Below are 23,009 nucleotides of genomic sequence, written 5' to 3'. Positions count from 1 at the left end.
GTTCGGGGGAGGCGCCCCCCTGCCCGGCGGGCGGGCCGGGCCGACGGGGGGTCAGCGGGCCACGTACGTCCCGGCGGCCCGGTCGTGCCAGGCGCGTCGGCGCGGGCGGTCCAGTAGGCACCAGAGGCTGCCCGGCACGCCGAGCAGGGCGTACACCAGCCAGCGCCGCAGGGCCGCCCCGAAGCGGGGCGGGGACAGGGTGGCGGCGGACAGGACGCGGACGCCGAGCAGCTTCTTGCCCGGGGTGCGGCCCCAGCGGGCGGTGGGCAGCGCCTCGTAGAACACCCCGAAGAGGAGGACGGCCGCCACGACGACGCCGAGGTAGCCGAGGGTGGTGGCGTCGAGCAGCCACACGGTGGTGCTGCGGCCGCCGGCCCGGGCCGCGTCCACCTTGGCCTCCACGTGCGCCGTCGCCTCCGGTACGAGGGGCAGCGCGGCGGCGGCCGCCACGGCTGCGAGCACGAGCGAGTCCAGCGCGCGGGCCAGCACCCGGCGGACGAGCCCGGCGGGGCGCACGGCCCGGTCGGCCATCCGCTCGAACACCGCCCGGGGCGTCTGCGCCGGGGCGACGACGGCGCCATCGTCCGGCCGGCCCACGGCCCCGGCGGCGTCCCGCGCCGCACCGGGCGCCGCGTCCGACGCCGCGCCCCGCGGCTCGAACCCGGCCGGGGCCGGAGGGGCCGCGTCCCGGGCTTCGTAGGCGGAGGGTGCAGCCGGGGCCGCCGCCGGGGACGGGCGGACGGCGTTCCGCGCGCCGAACGCCGGAGGTGCCTCGGGGGCCGGGCCGTGCGCCCCGGCCGGGGACGGGCGGCCGGCGTCGCGGGCGTCGAACGCGGCGGGCGCCTCGGCCGGGAAGGAGCGGGCTTCGGGCCGGGCGTCGTACGCGGCGGGCGCCGCCGGGCCGTGCGTCCCGGCCGGGGACCGGTCGACGGCGTCCCGGGCGGCGGGCGCGGCGGCGGGCGCCGGAGGGGTCGGAAGGGCCGCCGGGGGTGGGTCGGTGGGGCCGCCGGGGGTGGCTTCGGGCCAGCTGGAGGTGAGGCCCGAGGTGCCCGTCCCGGGGGCGTCGGGCCAGGCCGGCGGGCGGGCCGCCAGGACGGGGCCCGCGTTCTCCGCCGCGGGCTGCGCCGGCAGCCTCCGGGCCGGCCCCGCGGCGGCCGTCGCCGCTGCGGCGGGCCGGGCCAGGGAGATCCCGGCCGCCCGGGGCTCGGGTTCCGCCGGGCCGCCCCAGGAGACCCGGACGTCGCGGGGCCCGCCGTAGCCCGCCTGGAGCGCGGGATCCGCCTGCCAGCCCGCCGCACCCGCACCCGCCTCCGCACCGGGCCCGGCCCCCGCCACGGGCTCCGGCGCCGGGCCGGTCCCTCGTACCCGTACCCGTACCCGTACCGGCTCCGGCTCCGGCTCCGGGTCCGGCTCCGGTACGGTCTCCGTCGCCGAGGTGGCGTCCAGGAACACCGGCCCCGTCTCCTCCGCCGGAGTGACGGCCCGCTCGGCGGGGCGGCTCGTACCCGGGACCCAGGCCGTGCCGTTCCAGTACCGGACGAACCCGGGAATGGACGGATCGGGGTAGTAACCCTCGCGGGCGGCGTGCTCGCCGTCACCAGGGGAGGCCGTCAATGTCCCCAACTCCGATCGTGGCTTGAGGCGTGTGCAGGGGAGGACCCAAGGGGAAGGACCATAGCCAAGAACCCCCTCAGGACCGGTCCGGTAACGGGAGATGCCAAGCCTTCGGACGAACCTCCCGCCTCCCGAGGCCCGCCCGGGGCCCACCCCGCACCCCACTCCACCCCCGGCCGCCCTTTTCGGTCAGCCGATGAATTCCGGCCAACCTCACCCGCGATGCCGGAAGTCGCGTCATACCCGGCCGCCCCCGCGCTCTCACCCGGTGCGGGCTCCGCTCCGGTCCCGCACCCGCGCGCGAACCACCGAAGTGAGGCCCTGATGCACCACCCCGTCATCGAACGCGAACTGGAACTGAAGCTGGTCCTGTCCCCCGAGCGCAGCGTCCCCGTCCCGGCCCGGCTGCTGTTCCTCGGCGACGACCCGTACGCCGTCCACGTCACCTTCCACACCGGCTCCGACACCCCGGTGAACTGGACCTTCGCCCGCGAGCTGCTCGTCGAGGGGGTGTTCCGCCCCTGCGGGCACGGGGACGTCCGGATCTGGCCCACGAAGATCGACAGCCGGACCGTCCTGTGCATGGCCCTCAGCTCCCCCGACGGGGACGCCCTCCTGGAGGCTCCGGCCGGACCGGTGTCGGCCTGGCTGGAACGGACCCTGCGCGCGGTCCCGCCCGGAACCGAGGCGGAGCGGCTCGGCCTGGACGCGGCCCTGGCCGAGCTGCTCACCCCGACCCCGGCCGACGACCTGTGGCCGCGCGGCCCCTGGCTCTCGGACGAGCCGGCGGACGGTGACGCCTGATGCGCCCCGCGGCGGCCCGGACGGCCCCGGCAACCCCGGCGGCCCGGACGGCCCCAGCGGCCGCCTCAGAAGACCTTGCCCGGGTTGAGCAGCCCCAACGGGTCGAAGGCCCGCTTGACGGTGCGCTGCATCTCCAGCCCGACCGGCCCGAGTTCGCGGGCGAGCCACTCCTTCTTCAGCACCCCCACCCCGTGCTCGCCCGTGATCGTCCCGCCGAGCTCCAGCCCCAGCGCCATGATCGCGTCGAAGGACTCGCGGGCCCGCCGCGCCTCGTCGTCGTCGGCCGGGTCGAAGCAGACGACCGGGTGGGTGTTGCCGTCGCCGGCGTGCGCGCAGACGCCGATGAGCAGGTCGTACGTACGGGCGATGGCCGCGGTCCCGTCGAGCATCTCGGCGAGCCGGGACCGGGGTACGCACACGTCGTCGATCATCGTCGCGGGCCGCAGCGCCTCCAGCGCGGTCAGGGACATCCGGCGGGCCTGGAGCAGCAGTTCCGACTCCGCCGCGTCCTCGGCGGGTACCACGGCGGTGGCCCCGGCGGCCGTGCACAGCGCGCCGACGGCCGCGAGCCCGTCGGCGGCGTCCGGGGTGTCGAAGGCGGCGAGCAGCAGTGCCTCCGTACTCTCGGGCAGGCCCATCCGGCCGAGGGCGTTGACGGCGCGGACCGTCGTACGGTCCATCAGCTCCAGCAACGAGGGGGCGAGGCCCGCCTCCATGACGGCGCAGACGGCCGCGCAGGCGGCCGCGGCGGAGGGGAACTCGGCGGCCAGCGCCAGCTGCCGCGGCGGCGCCGGGCGCAGCGCGAGGACGGCCCCGACCACCACGCCCAGGGTGCCCTCGGAGCCCACGAAGAGCCGGGTCAGGTCATAGCCGGCGACCCCCTTGGCGGTGCGCCGCCCGGTGCGCAGCAGCCGCCCGTCGGCGAGGACCACGTCGAGCCCGAGCACGTACTCGGCGGTGACCCCGTACTTGACGCAGCACAGGCCGCCCGAGGCGGTGCCGATGTTCCCGCCGATGGTGCACTGCTCCCAGCTGGAGGGGTCGGGAGGGTAGTACAGGCCCTGGGCGGCGACGGCCCGCGACAGGACGGCGTTGACCACGCCCGGTTCGACGACGGCGATCCGGTCGACGGCGGAGACCTCCAGGATCCGGTCCATCTTGACGAGGGAGAGCACGATGCAGCCGTCGGAGGCGTTGGCGGCGCCGGACAGGCCGGTGCGGGCGCCCTGGGGGACGACGGGGACCCGTAGCGCGGTCGCGGTGCGCATCACGTGCCGCACCTGCTCCACGGTGCGCGGCAGGACGACGGCGGCGGGGGTGCCGGCGGCGCAGAAGCTCGCCATGTCGGTGGCGTAGGAGGCGGTGACCTGGGGGTCGGTCAGGAGGGCCTCGGCCGGGAGCCCCTCGCGCAGGCGCGCCACGAGCCCTTCGGCAGGCGGCCCGGCGGCCGGCTCGGCGGACGGCCCGGAAGGCGGCCCGTCGGTGGACTCGGCGGCACGCCCGGGGTCGCACTCGGAGTCGCGCTCAGGGTCGCGCGCGGGAAACCGTACGGAGAGATCGTCGTCCATGGGGTCAGCGTGGCAGCCGGGGCCATCGGTGTGAACACGGCCGCGACCGGCTTCGGACACCTCGGTGAACTCTTCATATTGACGCACAGTGAGCGCATGGACGGATTCGACGAGCAATCTCGGCAGCCCGCGCCGCCCGTGACCTTCACCGGCCGCAAGACGGTCGTGGCGGCCGCGGTGGCGGTGGTCCTGATCGCCGGGGCCCTGCTGATCCGCCCGGCCCGCACGGACGACGACGCGCGCCCCCCGGGGCCGAGCGACCGCGCCGCGGCGGCGGTCGGCATGGGCGCCCCGGCGGCCGCGGTGGACCTGACGGCGCTGGTCGCGGACCGCGAGAAGTGGGTCGCCGCGCACGCCGACGACGACGCCTCGTGGGCGGTGCTCGGGGCCGCCTACCTGGAACAGGCCCGGCGGACGGCCGATTCGGCCTGGTTCCCGAAGGCGGAGAAGGCCCTGAAGCAGTCCCTGCGGGCCCGCCCGGCGGAGAAGGGCAACTTCGACGCGATGACCGGCATGGGCGCCCTGGCGAACGCCCGCCGGGACTTCGGGACGGGCAAGAAGTGGGGCGAGCTGGTCCGGGCGCAGGCGCCGCGGCGCTGGACGGCGTACCCGGTCCTGGTGGACGCGTACTCGGGCCTCGGCGACTACAAGGCCGCGCAGAAGGCGATGGAGCGGCTGACGGAACTGCGCGAGGGGCTGCCCGCCCAGCTGCGGGCCGCGCAGGTCTACCGGGACCGGGGCTGGCGCGAGGACGCGGTGCTCTCGCTGGAGGCCGCGGCGGGCGTGGCGAAGACGCCGCCCGAGAAGGCGTACGTACTCCACCGGCTCGGCGAGCTGGCCTTCGAGCGCGGCGACGCGCCGGAGGCCCTGCGCCAGCAGGAGGCCGCGCTGCGCACGGACCCGGCGCAGGCGGACGCACTGGGCGGACGGGCCCGGGCGCTGGCCGCGCTGGGCCGGGGCGGGGAGGCCGTACGGGACTACCGGATGGCGCTCGGCCGCACACCGGTGCCGCGCCTGGCGCTGGAGCTGGGCGAGCTGCTGGACTCCCTGGGGCGGCCGGAGGAGGCCCGCGTCCAGTACCGGTCGCTGGCGGCGATGGCGGCGCGGGACACCTCGGACGGGGTCGACGAGGCGGTGGTGCTGGGCCTGTACGAGGCCGACCACGGTGACCCGCAGGCCGCCGTACGCCGCCTGTCGGCGGAATGGGAGCGGCACAAGAGCGTGGAGGTGGCCGATGCCCTGGGCTGGGCCCTGCACCGCGCCGGGGAGGACACGTCCGCCCTGGAGTACGCGAAGAAGGCCACCGAACTGGGGCTGCGCAACGCGGACTTCGCCTACCACCGGGCGATGACCGAGCGCAGCCTGGGCGACGAGGCGGCGGCCCGGCGGCACCTGGACGAGGCACTGCGGACCAACCCGGGGTTCTCGCCGGTGCGGGGGCCGCTGGCGAAGGAGGCGCTGGCGTCGATCGGGCAGCCGTCGGCGGGCGGGCCGGAGAACATGCAGCCGCGCACTCCGTGGGTGGCGCCGGAGCTCCCGAAGCCCAACCCGCCGAAGCCGAAGGCGACGCCGGCCCGCTGACACGAACGCGCCTCCCCGCCCCCGGACACCGTGCGGGGGCGGGGAGGCGCAGGTGCGTCAGAGGTTGCCGCGCTTCTCCTGCTCGCGCTCGATGGCCTCGAACAGGGCCTTGAAGTTGCCCTTGCCGAAGCCCATGGAGCCGTGGCGCTCGATCATCTCGAAGAAGACGGTCGGGCGGTCCTGGACCGGCTTGGTGAAGATCTGGAGCAGGTAGCCGTCCTCGTCCCGGTCGACCAGGATCTTCAGCTCGCGCAGGATCTCGACGGGCACCCGGGTCTCGCCGGCCCACTCGCCGAGCGTGTCGTAGTACGAGTCGGGGGTGTCGAGGAACTGCACGCCCGCGGCGCGCATCGCGCGCACGGAGGCGACGATGTCGTTGGTGGCGAGCGCGATGTGCTGGACGCCCGCGCCGCCGTAGAACTCCAGGTACTCGTCGATCTGCGACTTCTTCTTCGCGATCGCCGGCTCGTTGATCGGGAACTTCACCTTCAGGGTGCCGTCCGCGACCACCTTGGACATCAGCGCCGAGTACTCGGTCGCGATGTCGTCGCCCACGAACTCCTTCATGTTCGTGAAGCCCATGACCTTGTTGTAGAACGCCACCCACTCGTTCATGCGGCCGAGCTCGACGTTGCCGACGCAGTGGTCGATCGCCTGGAAGACGCGCTTGGCCGGCGGCTCGACGATCGGCGAGGCGGTGACGTAACCGGGCAGGTAGGGGCCGGTGTAGTCCTTGCGCTCGACCAGGGTGTGGCGGGTCTGGCCGTAGGTGGCGATGGCGGCGAGGACGACCGTGCCGTGCTCGTCCTTGACCTCGTACGGCTCGTCCAGACCGCGCGCGCCGTGCTCGACGGCGTACGCGTACGCGGCCCGTGCGTCCGGCACCTCGATGGCGAGGTCCACGACGCCGTCGCCGTGCTCGGCGACGTGCTCGGCGAGGAAGCGGCCGTGGTCCGTCGTCGGCTTGATGACCGTGGTGAGCACGAAGCGGGCCGAACCGTTGGTCAGGACGTAGCTGGCGCTCTCGCGGCTGCCGGTCTCCGGTCCGCAGTAGGCGACGAGCTTCATGCCGAAGGCGGTCGAGTAGTAGTGCGCGGCCTGCTTGGCGTTGCCGACGGCGAAGACGACCGCGTCCATGCCCTTCACCGGGAAGGGGTCCGCCTCACGCGCGGTGTGCGGGGTGGTGTCGAGGGTCTCAGTCATGACCGCAGAGTCCCGCCCTTCCACAAGCTGCGCAATAGTTTCCATTTCCGCTGTACAGAATGACCAGCGGGGACCGAGGATGACTGAGAGATCTGTGCAGGATGACCAGCCGATCCAGGAAGGCTCCCCATGGGGATCGACGAGCTTGACGGCCGACTCATCGTGCTGCTCGCGCGCGAGCCGCGGATCGGGGTGCTGGAGGCCTCGCGGCGGCTCGGGGTGGCGCGCGGGACGGTGCAGGCGCGCCTCGACCGGCTCCAGTCGAACGGGGTGATCCGCGGCTTCGGCCCGCAGGTCGACCCGGCCGCCCTCGGCTATCCGGTGACGGCGTTCGCCACGCTGGAGATCAAGCAGGGCCAGGGTGCGGACGTACGGGCCCACCTGGACGGCGTCCCGGAGGTGCTGGAGCTGCACACCACCACCGGGCACGGGGACATGCTCTGCCGGCTGGTGGCCCGGTCGAACGCGGACCTCCAGCGGGTGATCGACCGGGTCGTCGGCTTCGAGGGCATCGTGCGCGCGTCGACGGCGATCGTGATGGAGAACCCGGTGCCGCTGCGGATCATCCCGCTGGTGGAGCAGGCGGCGGAGGACCACTGACACGAAGAAGGGGCGGCAAAGGGGCAGTTACAAAGAAGTAGTTGCAAAAAAACCCTTGCATGGAAGTCTTTGCAACTCTACGGTGGTGCCATGCCCGAGAAGAGCGCCGCCGCAGCCCCTGATCCGCACGAGCCGAACGTCCGGACCCTCGACGCCCGCTCCCTGCGCGGGCTCGCCCACCCCCTGCGGATCCGGCTCCTCGCCTCCCTGCGCCACAACGGCCCCGCCACCGCGTCGCGGCTGGCGGAGGAACTCGGGGAATCCAGCGGCGCCACCAGCTACCACCTGCGCCAGCTCGCCGCCCACGGCTTCGTCGAGGACGCGCCCGAGCACGGCAAGGGCCGCGAACGCTGGTGGCGCGCCGCGCACGACGGCACGGCGCTCGACGACTCCCTGATGTACGACGAGGACCCGGCCACCCGCGGCGCGGCGGAGGTCTTGCTGCACGAGATCGCGACCATCCACGCCCAGGAGATGGACAGTTGGCTGGGCAGCGCCCACAGCTGGCCGCAGGAGTGGCGGCGCGGATCGGACGTCAGCGACTTCACGCTGCGGCTGACGGCCGCGCAGAGTCACGAACTGATCGACAAGTTGCACGAGTTGCTCAACAGCTACCGCGACCTGCCGGAGTCCGAGGGCGCCGAGTCGGTACGCGTCCACACGCACGCTTTCCCACGCCGCATGCCGTAGCCGCCCGGCCCGCACGGCCCCGCACGCCCCCGCACTCCCCCGCACGCCCTGACCGACCCCCGCACGCGCCGCAGTCCGTACAGCCCGCGCGTCGCTCCGCCCTGCCCGCGCGCCCGCACGACGTACGCACCACGCTCCCCCCGCCACCCGGCCCCCGCACCGAAGGAGTCCTGCCATGCACACCTTCCCGCACACCTCCCCGAACACCCTCTCACCCGCCTTTCCGCACGATGTCCTGCACGCCGCCCGCACCGCCGAGCTCGCCGCGGAGGCCGCCGTCTGGCGGCTGGCCCACGAGAACGCCGCCCCCACCGCCCCCGCCCTCACCCCCGCCCTGCGCCAGCGGCTCGGCGAGGCTCTGATCGCCGCCGGACTGCGCCTGCGGGGGCCGGCCCGCCCCCACGCCCGCGTCCACCGGCACGCGGCATGAGCGGGCGGCGCCCCTTCGCGGCGGTCCTGGCGGCCAACACCATTTCCATAGCGGGGAGTTCGCTCACCCTGATCGGCGTCCCGTGGTTCGTGCTACAGACCACGGGCAGCGCCGGGCGGGCCGGCGTCGTCGCCTTCTGCGCCGCCCTGCCCGTGATCGTCGCCGCGCTGGTCGGCGGCCCGGTCATCGACCGGATCGGCCGCCGCCGGGTCTCCGTCGCCTCCGACCTGGTCTGCGGCCTCGCCGTCGGCGCGATCCCGCTGCTGCACGGCGCGGGCCTGCTGGACTTCTGGATGCTGTGCGCGCTGATGGCCGTCGGCGGCCTCGCGCACACCCCCGGGCTGACCGCCCGCGCCGTCCTGCTCCCCGACCTCGCCGCGCACGCCGGCACCACGATCGCCCGGGCGGCCAGCCTCTACGACGCCGTCTCGCGCGGAGCCCGGATGATCGGCGCCGCCACCGCCGGACTCCTGATCGCGTTCCTCGGCGCCGAGACGGTACTGCTCCTGGACGCGGCCACCTTCGCCGCCTCCGCCCTGCTGGTCGGCGCCTTCCTGCGCGGCGTCCCGGCCGCCGAACCCCAACCCGGCGCCGCGAAGCCGTCGTTCGCCTCGTACCGCACCGAACTGGGCGAGGGCTGGGCCTTCCTGACCCGCTCCCGACTGCTGACCGGCGTCACCCTGATGGTGATGGTCACCAACGGCCTCGACCAGGGCTGGGGCGCCGTCCTGCTGCCCGTGCACGGCCGCGAGGAGCTCGGCAGCGCCGCCGATGTCGGCCTGATGATCTCCCTGTTCGGCGGCTCCGCCCTGCTGGGCGCCCTGCTCTACGGAGCCTGGGGCGAACGCCTGCCCCGTCGGCCCGTGTTCGCGGTGGCGTTCCTCCTGTGTGGGGCTCCCCGCTACGTGACGGCCGCCCTCACCGACACCCCGCTGCCACTCGCGGCGGTGATGGCCGTGTCCGGCCTGGGCGCGGGGGTGCTCAACCCGATCCTGAGCACGGTGATCTACGAACTGGTGCCGGAGCACCTGCGCAGCCGGGTCTCCAGCGTGACGACGGCGGGCTGCGAACTGGCCATGCCGCTCGGCGGCCTCACCGCCGGCCTCCTGGTCGACGCCCTCGGCGTGACCCCGGCCCTCCTCGCCTTCGGCGCCACCTACCTGGCGGCCACCCTGGCCCCGCTCCTCTTCCCGTGCTGGCGCGCCCTGGACCCCACCCCACGCGTCAGCAACCCGGAACCACCCCACCCCGCCCCAACACCCGCAACGACTCCACGGCCCCGTTCAACGAGGTGACGGGAATCAGCCGCAGCCCCTCGGGGAGCTCGGCCTTGGCGTCGGAGCATTCCGCCTTCGGGACGAGGAAGACCGTCGCCCCGTCGCGGCGGGCGGCCTGGGTCTTGAGGCCCACGCCGCCGACCGCGCCGACCGTTCCGTCGGCCGCGATGGTTCCCGTACCGGCGATGGTGCGCCCGCCCGTGAGGTCGCCGCCGCTGCCGTCGCCGTCGAGCTTGTCGACGATGCCGAGGGAGAACAGGAGGCCGGCGCTGGGACCGCCGACGTCGGCGAGGTTCAGCTCGACCTTGACCGACTTGGGGTCCTTGTGGAGATAGCCGAGCGCGGCCTCGGCGGCGGAGGACTGCGACTGTGTCATCTCCTCCAGGTTGTGCCGCTCGATCTCCTTGTCGCTTCCGCCCGACGGGTAGACGGCCGCCCTCGGCATGACCGCCCGGCTGGTGTCGAACCAGTCGCCGAGGAGTTCGGGCAGGGTCGCCGAGGACGAGGGGCCGGTGGCCTGGATGGTGGTCATCCGCAGCTGGCCCTTGGTGTCACGGGTGGGCGCGCCGTCGACGACGATGACGGGCTTGCCGTCGCGGGTGCCGAGCACGTCGGCCGTGAGGCCCGGCTGGGCGATCACGAAGGGCAGCGGCGCGAGGGCGGCCACGGCGAACAGCGCGGCCACGGGCAGCGCGCAGACGGCCAGGGCGGTGGGACGCGGCAGACGTGTGAGGCGAGAGAGCACCCGGCCAATCTATCGGGCCGCGTACCCGTTCCCGCCGCGCCGGTGCCGGGGGACGCGGCTCGGCGCGGGCCCGGGGCCAGGCCCGGGGCGGTCCGCGCGGGTCCGGGGGGCGGAGCCCCCGGCTCCCCGGCGGCTAGCGCAGTGCGTCGGCGACCTCGCGGGCCGCGTCGACCACGCGCGGGCCGACCCGCTCGGGCACGGCGTCGGCCAGCATCACGACGCCGACGCTGCCCTCCAGCCCGGTGACACCGACCAGCGGGGCGGCCGCGCCGCTCGCGCCCGCTTCGAGCTCTCCGTGGGTCAGGGTGTAGCCCGGCTCGATGAGCGTGCCCTGACGGGCGGCCAGGATGGCCCGCCCGGCCGCGCCCCGGTCCAGCGGGTGGCGGAACCCGGCCCGGTAGGCGACGTGGTAGTCGGTCCAGGTCGGCTCGACGACGGCGACGGCGAGCGCCTCGGTGCCGTCGACGAGGGTCAGGTGCGCGGTGGCGCCTATGTCCTCGGCGAGCGAGCGCAGGGCGGGCAGGGCGGCCTCCCGTACCAGCGGGTGGACCTGACGTCCCAGCCGCAGTACGCCGAGCCCGACGCGGGCCCGGCCGCCGAGGTCGCGGCGTACGAGGGCGTGCTGTTCGAGGGTCGCGAGCAGGCGGTAGACGACGGTGCGGTTGACACCGAGGCGGTTGGACAGCTCGGTGACGGTCAGACCGTGGTCGGTGTCGGCGAGCAGCTTGAGGACTCTGAGTCCTCGGTCGAGAGTCTGGGAGGTCTCCGCGGTCACGACGCCTCTGCCTCTCTTTCGGTGGGCGGCGGTGACTCTCGCGGGGTGGAGCGCTGCCGGTCCCTCGGCGACGCACGGAGAGGCCGCCGGTAGCGGCCATGGCACCGGCTGCGCTCCCGCGGCGGCGCTGCCACGGGGCGTTCGATGCGGGGACAGTAGCGAGCGGGTCCGCTCAGCGGAAGGCCTCGTCCAGAATCCGGTCGCCTGCTGCCGGTTTGCGTCATTTTCTGAGTACGGGTGTGTCAATTCGTAATGTTCTCCAGACGAAAATCGCTTTACAGGCCCCTTACTCTGATCACGTTCAAAAAGAAGTCTGGGGGTGGGTGGGGCGTCCGACGCCGTGCCCACGTAGGGGAAAGAAGTACAAGTGAACCTGAAGCGCATGGCCATCGTCGCCGCCGCCGCCGTGGTGGGCCCGACGGTCCTCATGGCGACTCCCGCGATGGCGGACGAGGTCCAGAACCCGGCGATCAGCACGCCGGACGCGGCTCCGAAGGACGACACCGCCGGTGCGGCCGAGACCCCGGCCCCGGCGGAGACCACCGTCCCGGCCGTGGAGACCCCGGCGCCGGTCACCGACGCCGCCAAGCCCGCCGTGGAGACCCCGGCGCCGGCCACGGACGCCGCCAAGCCGGCCACCGAGACCCCGGCTCCGGCGACCGACGCCGCGAAGCCCGCCACCGAGGCCCCCGCCGCCAAGCCCGGCGCGGAGACCCCGGCCGGGGCCGCGAAGACCGTGGGCGAGACCGACGCCCAGGACGCCGCGAAGTGGGTCGCCGACGGCCCGAAGCTGGCGATCAAGGACCTGCCGTCCTCCTTCAAGCCCGGCGGGGGCTGGCAGGAGTTCACCATCGAGGTGGACAACACCGGCGGCAAGGACCACAAGGACTACCAGCTCGGTGTCGACCTGCTGACCCGTACGACCAAGTTCAAGGACGGCTACATCGCCCTTGAGGTCTACCTGCCCGACGAGGACGGCAACTGGGACTGGTACCCGGCCGAGTCGGCCGGCTCCGACGGCGTGTTCAGCCTGAACTTCGGTCACGGCGCGATCGCCAAGGACGACAAGTTCGACATCAAGCTCCGTCTGAAGTTCGACAAGAACGCCCCGGCGACCGACATCGCGCTCACCCCCACGGGCTGGAGCAACGCCGAGGGTGACGAGAGCTACTCCTCGGACAACTTCGTCGAGTCCAAGATCGCGGGCCCCGGCAACAACGGCGGCCACGACAACGGTGGTGGCCAGACCGGCGGCCACACCGGTGGCGGCAACGACTCCAAGCCGAACGGCGGCGGCACCACCACGCCGATCGTCGACCACAACACCGGCAGCGGCACCGGTACGGGCACCGGCACCGCGGGCACCACCACCAACGCCGGTGGCCAGCTCGCCGAGACCGGTACCGACGCGGCCACCAGCTGGGCCCTCGGCGCCGGCGGTGTCGCCCTCGCCATGGGCGCGGCCCTGGTCGCGGGCACCGGCCGCCGTCGGCGCGTCGGCGCCTGACCGTAGGCCGTCACACGAGAGCGGGGCCCGTGCGCGACAGCGCACGGGCCCCGTCCCCGTCTTCGCCCCTCACCCTCCCCCGGCTACCGCATCCGCGTAGCCCACTCCTGCACCTTCTTGATCCGCTCCCGCAGCTGCCCCGCCGTCGCCTCCGCGCTCGGCGGCCCCCCGCACACCCGGCGCAGCTCGGTGTGAATGACCCCGTGCGGCTTGCCGCTCTGGTGGACGTACGCGCCGACCATCGTGTTCAGCGACTTGCGCAGCTCCAGCAGCTCCTTGTGCGACACCACCGGGCGCCGGTCGGCCGGCAGCTCCAGCAGGTCCGCCTCCGCGTCCGGCTTGCGCCGGCTGTGCGCGATCTGCCGCGACTGCCGCTTCTGCAGCAGCATCTGCACCTGGTCCGGCTCCAGCAGCCCCGGGATGCCGAGGTAGTCCTGCTCCTCCTCGCTGCCCGGGTGCGCCTGCATGCCGAACTCGGCGCCGTCGTACAGCACCCGGTCGAAGACGGCGTCGGACTCCAGCGCCTCGAAGGACATCTGCTCCTCTTCGCCGGTGTCCTCGTCCTCCTGCCGGTTCGCCTCGTCCATCTCCTTCTCGGACTCGGCGTACGGATCCTCCTCGCCCTGCTTCTTCGGCTTGTCGAGGACGTGGTCGCGCTCGACCTCCATCTCGTTCGCGAAGCCGAGCAGGTAGGGGATCGTCGGAAGGAACACGGACGCCGTCTCGCCGCGCCTGCGCGATCGTACGAAACGCCCGACGGCCTGCGCGAAGAACAGCGGCGTCGAGATCGTCGTCGCGTACACGCCGACCGCCAGGCGCGGTACGTCGACACCCTCGGACACCATGCGGACGGCGACCATCCAGCGGTCGTTGTTCGCGCTGAAGGCGTCGATGTTCTTCGAAGCGCCCGTGTCGTCCGACAGGACGACCGTGGCCTTGGTCCCGGTGATCTCGCGGAGCAGCTTGGCGTACGCGCGCGCCGAGTCCTGGTCGGCGGCGATGACGAGGCCGCCCGCGTCCGGGATGCCCTTCCTGACCTCCGTCAGCCGCTGGTCGGCGGCGCGCAGCACGTTCGGCATCCAGTCGCCGCGCGGGTCCAGCGCGGTGCGCCAGGCCTGCGAGATGGCGTCCTTGGTCATCGGCTCGCCGAGACGGGCCGCGATCTCGTCGCCCGCCTTCGTGCGCCAGCGCATGTTGCCGCTGTAGGAGAGGAAGATGACCGGCCGGACGACGCCGTCGCCGAGCGCGTTCCCGTAGCCGTACGTGTAGTCCGCCGAGGAGCGGCGGATCCCGTCGTTGCCCTCCTCGTACGTGACGAAGGGGATCGGGTTCGTGTCGGACCGGAAGGGCGTACCGGTCAGCGCGAGGCGGCGCGTCGCCGGGTCGAACGCCTCCAGGCAGGCCTCGCCCCATGACTTCGAGTCGCCCGCGTGGTGGATCTCGTCGAGGATCACCAGCGTCTTGCGCTGCTCGCAGCGGTTGCGGTGGAGCATCGGGCGCACGCCGACGCCCGCGTACGTGACGGCGACCCCGTGGTAGTCCTTGCTCAGCGGCCCGGCCGAGTACTCCGGGTCGAGCCGGATGCCTATCCGGGCCGCCGCCTCCGCCCACTGCTTCTTCAGGTGCTCGGTCGGCGCGACGACGGTCACCTGCTGGACCACGTGGTGGTGCAGCAGCCAGGAGGCGAGGGTCAGCGCGAAGGTGGTCTTGCCGGCCCCGGGGGTCGCGACCGCGAGGAAGTCCCGCGGCTGCGTCTCGATGTACCGGTTGAGGGCACCCTCCTGCCAGGCACGCAGCTTGCTGGCGGTGCCCCACGGCGCACGGCCGGGGAAGGCGGGTGAGAGGTGGTGGGAGGCGGTAGTAGTCACGGTCTCCGGTTCGTCTCAGTCACGGTCGCGGTCGTACGTAGGACAACCGGGCCACCCTACCGGCCCCGGCCCACCCCTCCCCGGGGGACAGGCCCGTGACCTCGGCGGGTGCGTCGAGCGTCACACCGCACCCCTCCTGCCCCGCCCGGCCCCCGCCCGGCTCAGAGCGCGCGCAGCCGCTCCGCGATCACCGTGACGTCCGCCTCCCGCCCGGCCGCGACGTCCATGACCAGCCCGTACGCCGCCTCCTGGTCCACCGCCACGAGGTCCACGCCGTTCACCGCGAGGAAGGTGGCGGCGGCCAGCCAGGCCGTCCGCTTGTTCCCGTCGACCAGCGGGTGGTTCGCCACGATGCCGTGCAGCAGCGCGGCCGCCTGCTCGTACGGGTCCTCGTACGCGGGCGTCCCCATCATCCGCGCCCTCGGCCGGTGCACGGCCGACTCCAGCAGCCCGGGGGCGCGCAGCTCCACCGGCTGGTCCCGGACCAGGCAGGCGTGCCGGGCCAGATCGAGGACCTCGACGAGGGTGAGGTGGCGCACGGTCAGCGCCGGGACCGGAACCGGGGCCGGGACCGCGCTCACTGCCCGAGCCTCTCCAGCAGCGGGGCGTGGGCCCGGGCGAGCCGCGCGGCGGCCTGCCCGACGCGCTCGCGCTCCGCCCGCAGGTGTTCCCGTACGGCGTCCAGCGCGAGCTCCTCGGGGGTGCGCCCGGCGGCATCGGCCAGGTCGGCGAGCTCCGCGCGCTCGGCGCCGGAAAGAAGGGAAAGGGGAATGACCATCTCATCCATCCCCCGAACCTATCCGCTCCCCCCGTACACCTCTCTTCAGTTCTCCTCAGTGCTTCGCCGGGGCGGGAGCCAGCCGGGTCACGACCCACGCCCCCGCCAGCGCGATCAGGGACAGCGGCAGGAACACCGCGAGGAAGGCCCCGGGATGGGATGCCGAGGCCGATGCGGCGGCGCTCCCGGTGAGGGCGTGCGCACCGCCCACCGCGCCCCCGCCGAGCGCGGCGAAGGCGGCGCCGACGGCCGCGAGCAGCACCACGTTCGCGAGGGCGTCGGAGATCTGCAGCGCGGCGGAGTTCGCCCCGGCCTCCTCGGGCGCCGACAGCTCCAGCAGCAGCACGCTGGTCGGGCCGACCACCAGCCCCATGCCGAGGCAGCCCACCCCCCAGGCCAGCGCCACCGACCAGACGGGCACGGACTCGACGAGCACGGCCGGGGCCGCCGCGATGGCGAAGGCCACCAGCACCATCCCGGTCACCATGAGCGGCTTGCGGTAGGGCGCCACCCGCCCCTTGGACTGCACCCAGGAGCCGACCGCCCACGTCACCCCGCCCAGCGCGAGCGAGAAGCCCGCCAGCGTCGGGCTCAGGCCCCGCTGGGTGACCAGCATCAGCGGCACGAAGCTCTCGGCCCCGATGAAGGCGCCCCCCGCGATCCCGCGCAACAGCACCACGGACGGCAGTCCGCGCCGGGCCAGGTACGTCCCGCGCGGCATCAGCGCGCGCACCGCCGGCACCAGCAGCGCCACCCCGGCGACGCCCGGCAGCAGCGACAGCCACCGCAGGTCCTGGGCGGCGTACTGGAGCAGCCCCGCCCCCACCGAGATGCCGAACGCGAACCGGATCCGGCGCCGGTCGAAGGCGACGGGCGCCCCGGGGTCCACCGGCCCGGAGGCGGTGCGCCGGATGGCGGGCAGCGCCACCACCAGCGGTACGACGACCAGCGCCGGGATCCCGAGGAACACCCAGCGCCAGCCGAGGTGCTCGGTGACCGACCCGGCGGCGAGCGGCCCCACGATGGACGGCACCACCCAGCTCGCGGCGAAGGCGGCCATGATGGCGGGCCGCAGCCGCTCCTCGTAAGCCCGGCTGACGACCACGTACAGGGCGACGATGACCAGCCCGCCACCGAAGCCCTGCACGGCCCGGCCGAGTACGAAGACCCCCATGACCCCGGCGGTCCCGGAGCACACCAGCCCGGCGGCGAAGGCCCCGATGCCGACGGTCAGCGGGCGCAACGGCCCCTGCCGGTCGGCCCACTGCCCGGACAGCACCATCCCGAAGAGGCTGGTCGTGAAGTACGCGGAGAACGCGAAGGCGTACAGCCCGACCCCGTCCAGCTCCCGCGCGGCGACGGGCATGGCCGTCCCGACGGCGGTGGCCTCGAACGCGATAAGGAAGATCACCGAGATCATCCCGACGCTGAGCGCCCGGTACGCCGGCCCGAGAACGCCGCCCGGCTGGGGCGGGGCAGCGGCGGACACGGACACACGGGGTTCGTCGAGGGCACTCATCGCCCCAGAGTAAGCCCCGTACCCGCCGATCGCCCCTGTCATTTGACCGAACCCACCTGGTCCCCGAGACCTAGGACTGTGAACACCACATGACAGCCCCCAGCTCCCCCTTCCCGCCCCGCCCCGCACCCCCGTACGGTCGTCCCCACACCCCAACCCAGCCGTGTGCCCGAGTGGTTGAGGGACTCGCCTGCAAAGCGAGTTACGCCGGTTCGATTCCGGTCACGGCTTCCCCCGAAGGCCGCCCCACGGATCCCCATCCGCGGGACGGCCTTCCGCGCGGGGGTTCAGGGGGTCGGTGCTCCGGAACGGCCCTCCGAGGCCGGAAGGTCTCCGGCCCTCGCGGGCAGACCCGCGTCATTCTGGCAGCGGAGCTCCTTGGCGACGGCCAAGGCGGCCGAGTGGGTGATGGACAGGTAATCCCGGCCGAGTACGGCGGCGCCTTCGCTCTCGTCCCACTGCTCCTGGAAGTCCACCCGGATCCGGAGCGGGATGTCCGAGGTCGAACCGACGGTGGAGCTGACGCAGTCGAACCACAGCTCGACGTTCTTCCCCTGTGCCGCCACCTGCGGGCCGCCGGCGCTCGCGCCGGGGAGGTCGGCCGGGTCCGCGGCGTGTTTGCTGGAGGCGGTGAACCGCACCCGCGCCGTGGGGTAGTGCTCTGCGGGCTTCGCCCCGGAGATCGTGCAGGCCGGCTGGGGCATGTCACGGATGTTGCCGCCCGCCCGGTACGCGTCCTCCATCGTCTGCGAAACGGCCCGGACGTCCGGGTTCTCGCCTTCCTCGCGCAGGAGGAACGTCGTGGATTCGAGTACGCGCTCCAACGCCTTGCCTGCTTCGGCCGTGAAGAGGCCCGGGCAGACCTGGCCGGTGGCGAGCTTCGGCGGCTCCGCGACTCCCGTCGACGGCTCGGGCTCCCCGGCGGAACAACCGACGGCGGCCATGGCGAACACCGCCAGGCCGACGGTCGGGCCCGCTCCGAGGCGCCTTATCCGGCCGCGACTCACTTGACGCCCTTGGTCTGGGCCTCGTGGCCCTGATGGCGGGCGATGGAGTTGCCGGTTTCATACCCGAGGCGCATCGACTCGGTGAAGTCGTTGGCGAAGTCGCTGTTCGGATCCACTCCATGGCGGACCATGAATTTCTTCATCGGCGCCTCGGCACTGTGCTCGCCCGCCTGGAACATGGCCTTGTTGCTCTCGTGCGTCTCTCCGTCGATCTCGTCCTTGTGCTTTTCCTTGGCCTCGTCCGACCACTCTCCGATGACCTGCGAGGCGAGCTGCTCGACGGCTCCACTGCCGACGTCCATGGCCAGGGGCACGACGATCGCCGCCGCACCGGCCGCGGCGACCGTGGCGGGCAGGAAGGCCACCCCGCCCGCGATGGCTGCCGTGGTACCGAACTCGACCCAGGCGGAACGCTGCTCGTGCGCCTTCTCGTACTCCTCGTGCTTCTTTTCACCGACGCCCTGGACCTGACCCGCCCGTGATTCGTCGAGGATGCCCTGCGCCTCGGCCGTGGTCCGGATCGTCGCACGGGCACGGCCTTCATCGATCCCGCCGTCGTGCTCCGCCTGACTCTCCAGAACGCTCGCGGCGTAGACGCGTTCCGCTGTGGTCACAGTGGCATAGGCGTCGGGGTGCTGTCCGAGGGCGGCGAGCAGGTCACGGGCCACAGCCCGGTCGAACTGGACGTGTGCCTGCTTGTCACCGTCCCGTGGAGCGAAGACGCTCTGGCTCCCGTTCCCGTCGAGCGCCTGGTTGACGTCATCGATGTACCCGGCCGTCATGCTGCTCAGGCTGTCCGCGAGAACCCCTTGATGCATGAGCAGCTCGGCGTCGCCGCCGTACTTCGTCGCTGCTGCCGCCATGACCCGCGCCCCGGCGTCGGTCCGGTGCAGCTCGGGGTGGGGATCGTCCCAGGCGTGGCCGAGGGCGGCCGCCTCCAGGGCGTGGCCCAAGGCGTCCGGCATGTACTTCTCGACCTTCTTCAGGTCGTCGACGTTCGTGCCTTCCATATCGATGGTGTAGTCGTACTGCGCATTGCCGAAGAAGTCGAGGTAGTTCGTGATCGGCTTGCCCTTGGCGTCCTTACCGAGGTCCGGGTGCCCCGCCTTGACCGTGCCGTCCTCGTTGTAGGCGGGTCGGTCGCTCCGCTTCGGGTCGAAGAACTCGGCGGCCGCCTCCGGGCTGTGCCCCATCGCCTCCAGGAAGCTGACCACCGGGTCGTAGCCGGCGCCGTTGACGCCCGAGGGGTTCAGGAGGTTCTTGCCGAGGCCGTCGAGCCGCCGGGTGCCGTTGAAGAAGTCGGGATCCTTCGCGTGGATCTGGGTGGCGTGCTCGGCGATCGGTACGAGGAACTTCGGGTCGTAGTTGCCGTAGCGCATGATGCCGCCGAGCAGCTGGTAACCGTACGGCGGGTTCTGGTCGTACTTGGCCAGCGGGATGTGCTGGGTGCCGAGCTTGCGCAGCTCCAGGGCGTAGCTGTCGGGCAGATGGGGCTCGGAGGTGGACCTGGTCGCCGTGGCCAGGTTGAAGCCCAGGTTCCGCTGGAGTTCCTGGACGTCCATGAGCCGCTGCTCGTCGACCTTGCCCCATTCCTGGGCGTCGGTCGACATGTACCCGAAGAACTGGAGCGCGCCCTTGGGCCCGAGCCCCTGGTAGAAGCCGGTCGAGAACTCCGCCACCTTGGCGTTGTCGGCCAGCAGCTCGTTCAGCTCGACCAGCTCGGCATGCGAAAGGTCCCGGCCCTTCTTCGCGAGGTCGACCGCGTGCCCCGCCTGCTCGGCGGCGAGCCCGGCGTACTTCGGGGCACTGAAGTCGTGGCCCGCGGCGACGTTGGCCGCGAGCAGCCGCGCGAGCGACTGGTCGGCGTCGTCGCAGGCGTCGACGGCCGCGTCGATCTTCGCCTGCCACAGCGGCATGTTGACGCGGAGGGACTCCTGATAGTCGGGGTCGTGCCGGGCCGCGTACCGCTCCTGCTCGGTGACGAGCGGAGCCGCCTGCACTTTGCCCTTGGCATCCACCCGGAACCCGGCGGCCGGCGCCTCCTCGGCGACCTTCCTCAGCTGGTCGCGCGACGCCTTGAAGACGGCGTGCGCCTGACTGAGCGCCTGGTGGACCCCCTTGGCCTCCTTGGCGGCGTCCTCGAACTCCTTCGCCGTCTTCGTCACGAACGTCCGCGCCACCCCGGCGGTGACCCCGCTCCACTCGGCCTTGTCGGCCTTGGCCTTCATGCCGTTACGGGCGGCCTCGGCCAGCTCGTCCAGCTTGCCGGCCATGGCCTGCCAGTCGGTGGCGGCCGTCTGGAACTTGTCGAGCGGGGCGTTGAGCACGTTCTCGTACGACAACACGGGCGCCGGCCTCCTACTTCAGGTACTCGTCGAGTTTGGACGTCGTGAACTCGGCGTAGAGCTTCTGCTCTTCCTTCTGATGCGAGGCGAGGGAGTAGTCCAGCCCGTTGGAGATCTGCGCACAGGCGGCCACCAGGGTCTTCACCTGGCTCTCCCACCGCTCACCGAGCTTGGTGAGGGCCGCTCCACTGGCGAACCCCTCCTTGGTGAGCGCGCCGGCCGCCTCGGTGGTGGCGGTGGCGGCGTGCTTGCCGTCGGCCTGGAGACGCGAGTGCAGCTTGTACGCCTCGGTGCCGACGGTGCCGATGTGGTCCTGGTTGAGCTCCAGGTCCTGGCCGCCGCCGCTGGCGGGAGCCTGGTTGAGCCGCATGGAGACGTTGGCCGCGGCGGTGGTACGCGCGGCCGCCCATTCCTCGTCGAACGACATCGGGTCCTCCAGGCGGTGGCGGGCGGCGGGCGGCTGGTCAGCGGCGATTGCGACGTACGGCGACTGCGGTGACGGCTCCCCCGATGAGGACGCAGGCCCCGATCCCGAGCGCGATCCAGGGCAGGTTACCGCCACCGTCACTCTTCTTAACGGCTGTCGGCGCCTGCGGTACGGGCTGCGGGGAACCAGTTCCGGCCGTTTTCCCCTCAGCCCCGGCAGCCCCAGCGGCCGCCAGATCGGGCAGCGGATACACATCCGCAGGCCCCGGGTCCCCAGGCGCGGGCACCGCCACCCGCGGCCGCACAACGCCATAGCCGACGTAATCGTTCCGCCCACCCCCGTCAACGGGCTTCCCGGCGGTATTCAACAGCACCCGCAACACCTGGTTGTTGGTCCAGTCCGGGTGCACAGACCACAGCAACGCGGCGGAGGCGGAGGCGAGAGCGGTAGCGTCACTGGTGCCGTGCGTTTCGCAGAGCTCCGTCTTGCCCGCGCAGGCCGTGACGATGTCAATGCCGGGCGCTGTCAGATCGACTTGATTGCCATGCTGCGATTCTTTGGTGGCACCCCCGTCGCGATCCACGGCTCCCACTCCCACCACGCCAGGCGTTGCGCTCGGGTACTCGACCCTATTGACCGTGTCGCCGTCGTTGCCCACTGCCGAAAAGATCAGCTTGCCTTTGGAGAGGGCATATCGCACGGCCTCCGACCTGGCTTGATCATCTTGCGGGGTGCCATCGACACCCAGGGAGATGTTGATGATTTTGGCGTCGGAGTCAGCGGCGTATCGAATCGCGGCGGCCCAGGAGGGCGTACTCCGATTTGTCTCGTACGGCACTCGAATGGGGAGGATCTTCGTCTCGGGCGCCAATCCGAACGAACCATCACCACTCGGATGTTTACCCGACCCGGCAATCAAGGCGGAGATACCTGTTCCGTGCTTGTCGAAGTCGGCGCGTTCGTCGCCGGTATAGCCTTTATAACCCTGTGTGAAGTCCTTGCCCGGGATGACTTGGCCTTCAAGTTCCGCGATGCGTTCCACTCCGGTGTCGATGACAGCGACCGTGACGCCTTTACCCTTGCTGGTCTTCCAGATGTCTTCGGCTTTCATGGCGTCGAGGTGCCACTGCTTCTCGCGGATCGTCTGCGCATGCGCCGGGGTCGCGGCGACCCCGGCCAGCAGCAAACCAACCAGGGCCGAGGTCGCCTTGCGCATACGCATCCCGTGCAACATCCGATCCACTCAGTCGATCACCGGCGGAACGACACGACGGTCACCCTGCCAAGTCTCTTCGTCCTCGGCCAGGTAATCGGGGCGCGCGCCGCCCTGTTCCCCGCGCCGCTTCGCCGGGGTATGAGTGCCCGCGCCGGCATGCCCCATCGCGCCACTGCCGCGTACGAGTCCCGAACCACCCTGGGTGAACGGCTGTCCGCCCGAAACCGACCGGCCGCCGACGACTCCCCCCGGCTCTGTGGCCAGCCGACGGCCGAACGGGGAACCGGCCGAGGGGCCGTGAGAACCACCGAGTCCACCGCCCATCGAGCCGCCCATGCCCCGACCAACAGGATGTGAGCCTTCCGCACCGATGACCGTTCCCCGCGGGATGCCGGCGCCGGGCGTACCAGGCGAAACCGGCCGACCGCCCACGATGCCGGTGTCACGCGGAGGCGCTCCCACAGCCTTGCCTCCCCCGATGCCACTCGGTGGCCGCATACCCGGCAGAGGGCCTCCACCCGGCACCTGCAGACCTGCGGTCGGCCGGTACGGGAACGGCGGCACGGGTCCGACGGGATTGGGGAGACCCCCACCTGCGCCGACCGGCCCGACAGGGGGCATGCCTGCCGTCGGGGCCTGTGTCTTGTCCGGCAGCACCGCGATGTGGTTGAGGTCCACGGTGACGTCGCGATCCGGCAGAACCGATGTAGGCACCGGCGTCGAAGCCAAAGAGCCGTCAGGCGAAGTCGGCTGAGCCGCCGCCCGGCTGTACTGACCAGAAGGAGCGACCCCTGTTTTCGAACCCGGGGCGTAAGAGGCAGTACCGGAACCGGCTACGGACCCGTCGCCGGAACCTCCACTCGACCGATCCAGGTAGATCCCGTCGGAGCTCTTCTCCGGCTCAAATACTCCCGGCGGCGGCGGGAAGGTCGGGATCTCCGCCTTGTTCATCTGCGTCGTCGACGCCTCATATGACTGCGCCAGCTTCGTCAGCTGCTGCACCGCCTCCTGGTGATCACCGTTCAGCTTCGTGAAAGCCTTACGGCCGATCTCCT

General features: G+C 72.6%; 20 protein-coding genes, 1 tRNA gene and 1 pseudogene. 8 read left to right on the top strand and 14 right to left on the bottom strand.

Translation table 11 applies throughout. The features are described from left to right. Positions 1-51: 51 nt before the first annotated feature. The gene (locus ACZ6ZT_RS33320) at positions 52-1,614 is read right to left on the bottom strand and encodes an RDD family protein (RefSeq protein WP_469724078.1); all 1,563 of its coding nucleotides are present in this window, start codon (positions 1,612-1,614) and stop codon (positions 52-54) included. 324 nt (positions 1,615-1,938) lie between these two features. Between ACZ6ZT_RS33320 and ACZ6ZT_RS33315 the strand changes: the two genes are divergently transcribed. Continuing rightward, complete coding sequence (locus ACZ6ZT_RS33315; protein ID WP_469724076.1) at positions 1,939-2,418, top strand: SsgA family sporulation/cell division regulator; 480 nt, start codon at positions 1,939-1,941, stop codon at positions 2,416-2,418. Positions 2,419-2,483: 65 nt separating this feature from the next. Here ACZ6ZT_RS33315 and ACZ6ZT_RS33310 read toward each other — a convergent pair whose 3' ends face one another. Then, positions 2,484-3,986, bottom strand: a complete 1,503-nt coding sequence (locus ACZ6ZT_RS33310; protein ID WP_469724075.1) for an FAD-binding oxidoreductase — start codon at positions 3,984-3,986, stop codon at positions 2,484-2,486. A 96-nt stretch (positions 3,987-4,082) separates the two neighbouring features. Between ACZ6ZT_RS33310 and ACZ6ZT_RS33305 the strand changes: the two genes are divergently transcribed. Beyond that, the gene (locus ACZ6ZT_RS33305; protein ID WP_469724073.1) at positions 4,083-5,567 is read left to right on the top strand and encodes a tetratricopeptide repeat protein; all 1,485 of its coding nucleotides are present in this window, start codon (positions 4,083-4,085) and stop codon (positions 5,565-5,567) included. 57 nt (positions 5,568-5,624) lie between these two features. Here the strand turns inward: ACZ6ZT_RS33305 and hppD are convergent, their stop codons facing one another. Beyond that, the gene (gene hppD, locus ACZ6ZT_RS33300; protein WP_469724071.1) at positions 5,625-6,770 is read right to left on the bottom strand and encodes a 4-hydroxyphenylpyruvate dioxygenase; all 1,146 of its coding nucleotides are present in this window, start codon (positions 6,768-6,770) and stop codon (positions 5,625-5,627) included. Between the two features lie 129 nt (positions 6,771-6,899). Between hppD and ACZ6ZT_RS33295 the strand changes: the two genes are divergently transcribed. The 4 genes from ACZ6ZT_RS33295 to ACZ6ZT_RS33280 all read left to right on the top strand — a co-directional run bounded on the left by ACZ6ZT_RS33295 (position 6,900) and on the right by ACZ6ZT_RS33280 (position 9,785). After that, positions 6,900-7,370 carry an Lrp/AsnC family transcriptional regulator gene (locus ACZ6ZT_RS33295; RefSeq protein WP_469724070.1) on the top strand — a complete coding sequence of 157 codons (471 nt, stop codon included), beginning with the start codon at positions 6,900-6,902 and terminating at the stop codon, positions 7,368-7,370. Positions 7,371-7,460: 90 nt separating this feature from the next. Then, positions 7,461-8,060, top strand: a complete 600-nt coding sequence (locus ACZ6ZT_RS33290; protein WP_469724069.1) for an ArsR/SmtB family transcription factor — start codon at positions 7,461-7,463, stop codon at positions 8,058-8,060. Between the two features lie 175 nt (positions 8,061-8,235). Further along, positions 8,236-8,490, top strand: a complete 255-nt coding sequence (locus ACZ6ZT_RS33285) for a hypothetical protein (RefSeq protein ID WP_469724067.1) — start codon at positions 8,236-8,238, stop codon at positions 8,488-8,490. Further along, positions 8,487-9,785: an MFS transporter gene (locus ACZ6ZT_RS33280; protein ID WP_469724065.1), complete on the top strand. Its 1,299-nt coding sequence runs from the start codon at positions 8,487-8,489 to the stop codon at positions 9,783-9,785. The genes ACZ6ZT_RS33285 and ACZ6ZT_RS33280 overlap by 4 nt, the downstream gene beginning before the upstream one ends. Here ACZ6ZT_RS33280 and ACZ6ZT_RS33275 read toward each other — a convergent pair. Together ACZ6ZT_RS33275 and ACZ6ZT_RS33270 are read right to left on the bottom strand one after the other, a co-directional pair. Next, positions 9,715-10,512, bottom strand: coding sequence for a S16 family serine protease (locus tag ACZ6ZT_RS33275; RefSeq protein ID WP_469724064.1), 798 nt, complete (start codon positions 10,510-10,512; stop codon positions 9,715-9,717). The genes ACZ6ZT_RS33280 and ACZ6ZT_RS33275 overlap by 71 nt on opposite strands. Positions 10,513-10,645: 133 nt before the next feature. After that, the gene (locus tag ACZ6ZT_RS33270; RefSeq protein ID WP_125548273.1) at positions 10,646-11,287 is read right to left on the bottom strand and encodes an IclR family transcriptional regulator; all 642 of its coding nucleotides are present in this window, start codon (positions 11,285-11,287) and stop codon (positions 10,646-10,648) included. Between the two features lie 367 nt (positions 11,288-11,654). On the opposite strand from ACZ6ZT_RS33270, the gene ACZ6ZT_RS33265 reads away from it, so the two are divergent. After that, the gene (locus ACZ6ZT_RS33265) at positions 11,655-12,794 is read left to right on the top strand and encodes a hypothetical protein (protein ID WP_469724063.1); all 1,140 of its coding nucleotides are present in this window, start codon (positions 11,655-11,657) and stop codon (positions 12,792-12,794) included. Positions 12,795-12,877: 83 nt separating this feature from the next. On the opposite strand, the gene ACZ6ZT_RS33260 is transcribed toward ACZ6ZT_RS33265, so the two are convergent. The 4 genes from ACZ6ZT_RS33260 to ACZ6ZT_RS33245 form a co-directional block, all read right to left on the bottom strand. Continuing rightward, positions 12,878-14,662 (bottom strand): DEAD/DEAH box helicase, encoded by a 1,785-nt coding sequence (locus ACZ6ZT_RS33260; protein WP_469724061.1) that lies wholly within the window; start codon positions 14,660-14,662, stop codon positions 12,878-12,880. Positions 14,663-14,823: 161 nt separating this feature from the next. Beyond that, the gene (locus tag ACZ6ZT_RS33255; protein WP_469724060.1) at positions 14,824-15,243 is read right to left on the bottom strand and encodes a type II toxin-antitoxin system death-on-curing family toxin; all 420 of its coding nucleotides are present in this window, start codon (positions 15,241-15,243) and stop codon (positions 14,824-14,826) included. Further along, on the bottom strand, positions 15,240-15,449 hold the full coding sequence (locus tag ACZ6ZT_RS33250; RefSeq protein WP_469724058.1) for a hypothetical protein: 210 nt from the start codon (positions 15,447-15,449) through the stop codon (positions 15,240-15,242). Before ACZ6ZT_RS33250 ends, ACZ6ZT_RS33255 begins: the two co-directional genes overlap by 4 nt. Positions 15,450-15,495: 46 nt before the next feature. Further along, a complete protein-coding gene (locus tag ACZ6ZT_RS33245) occupies positions 15,496-16,959 on the bottom strand; it encodes an MFS transporter (protein ID WP_469724056.1) in 1,464 nt (487 codons plus the stop codon). Positions 16,960-17,118: 159 nt separating this feature from the next. On the opposite strand from ACZ6ZT_RS33245, the gene ACZ6ZT_RS33240 reads away from it, so the two are divergent. Further along, positions 17,119-17,190, top strand: a tRNA-Cys gene (locus ACZ6ZT_RS33240). Positions 17,191-17,246: 56 nt separating this feature from the next. On the opposite strand, the gene ACZ6ZT_RS33235 is transcribed toward ACZ6ZT_RS33240, so the two are convergent. From ACZ6ZT_RS33235 to ACZ6ZT_RS33215, 5 genes and pseudogenes are all read right to left on the bottom strand, one after another. Then, positions 17,247-17,903, bottom strand: coding sequence for a hypothetical protein (locus tag ACZ6ZT_RS33235; protein WP_469724055.1), 657 nt, complete (start codon positions 17,901-17,903; stop codon positions 17,247-17,249). Positions 17,904-17,962: 59 nt separating this feature from the next. Next, positions 17,963-20,311, bottom strand: coding sequence for a hypothetical protein (locus tag ACZ6ZT_RS33230; protein WP_469724054.1), 2,349 nt, complete (start codon positions 20,309-20,311; stop codon positions 17,963-17,965). Between the two features lie 13 nt (positions 20,312-20,324). Next, positions 20,325-20,738, bottom strand: coding sequence for a hypothetical protein (locus ACZ6ZT_RS33225; RefSeq protein WP_469724052.1), 414 nt, complete (start codon positions 20,736-20,738; stop codon positions 20,325-20,327). Between the two features lie 37 nt (positions 20,739-20,775). Continuing rightward, the gene (gene mycP, locus ACZ6ZT_RS33220) at positions 20,776-21,960 is read right to left on the bottom strand and encodes a type VII secretion-associated serine protease mycosin (protein ID WP_469724051.1); all 1,185 of its coding nucleotides are present in this window, start codon (positions 21,958-21,960) and stop codon (positions 20,776-20,778) included. A gap of 21 nt (positions 21,961-21,981) precedes the next feature. Then, a pseudogene (locus ACZ6ZT_RS33215) lies at positions 21,982-23,009 on the bottom strand (hypothetical protein); the annotation flags it as partial.

The sequence above is a fragment of the Streptomyces sp. NPDC102258 genome, from assembly GCF_055584685.1.
The sequence above is the reverse complement of the archived record's forward strand: the minus strand, read 5'-3'. Positions and strand labels throughout refer to the sequence as shown.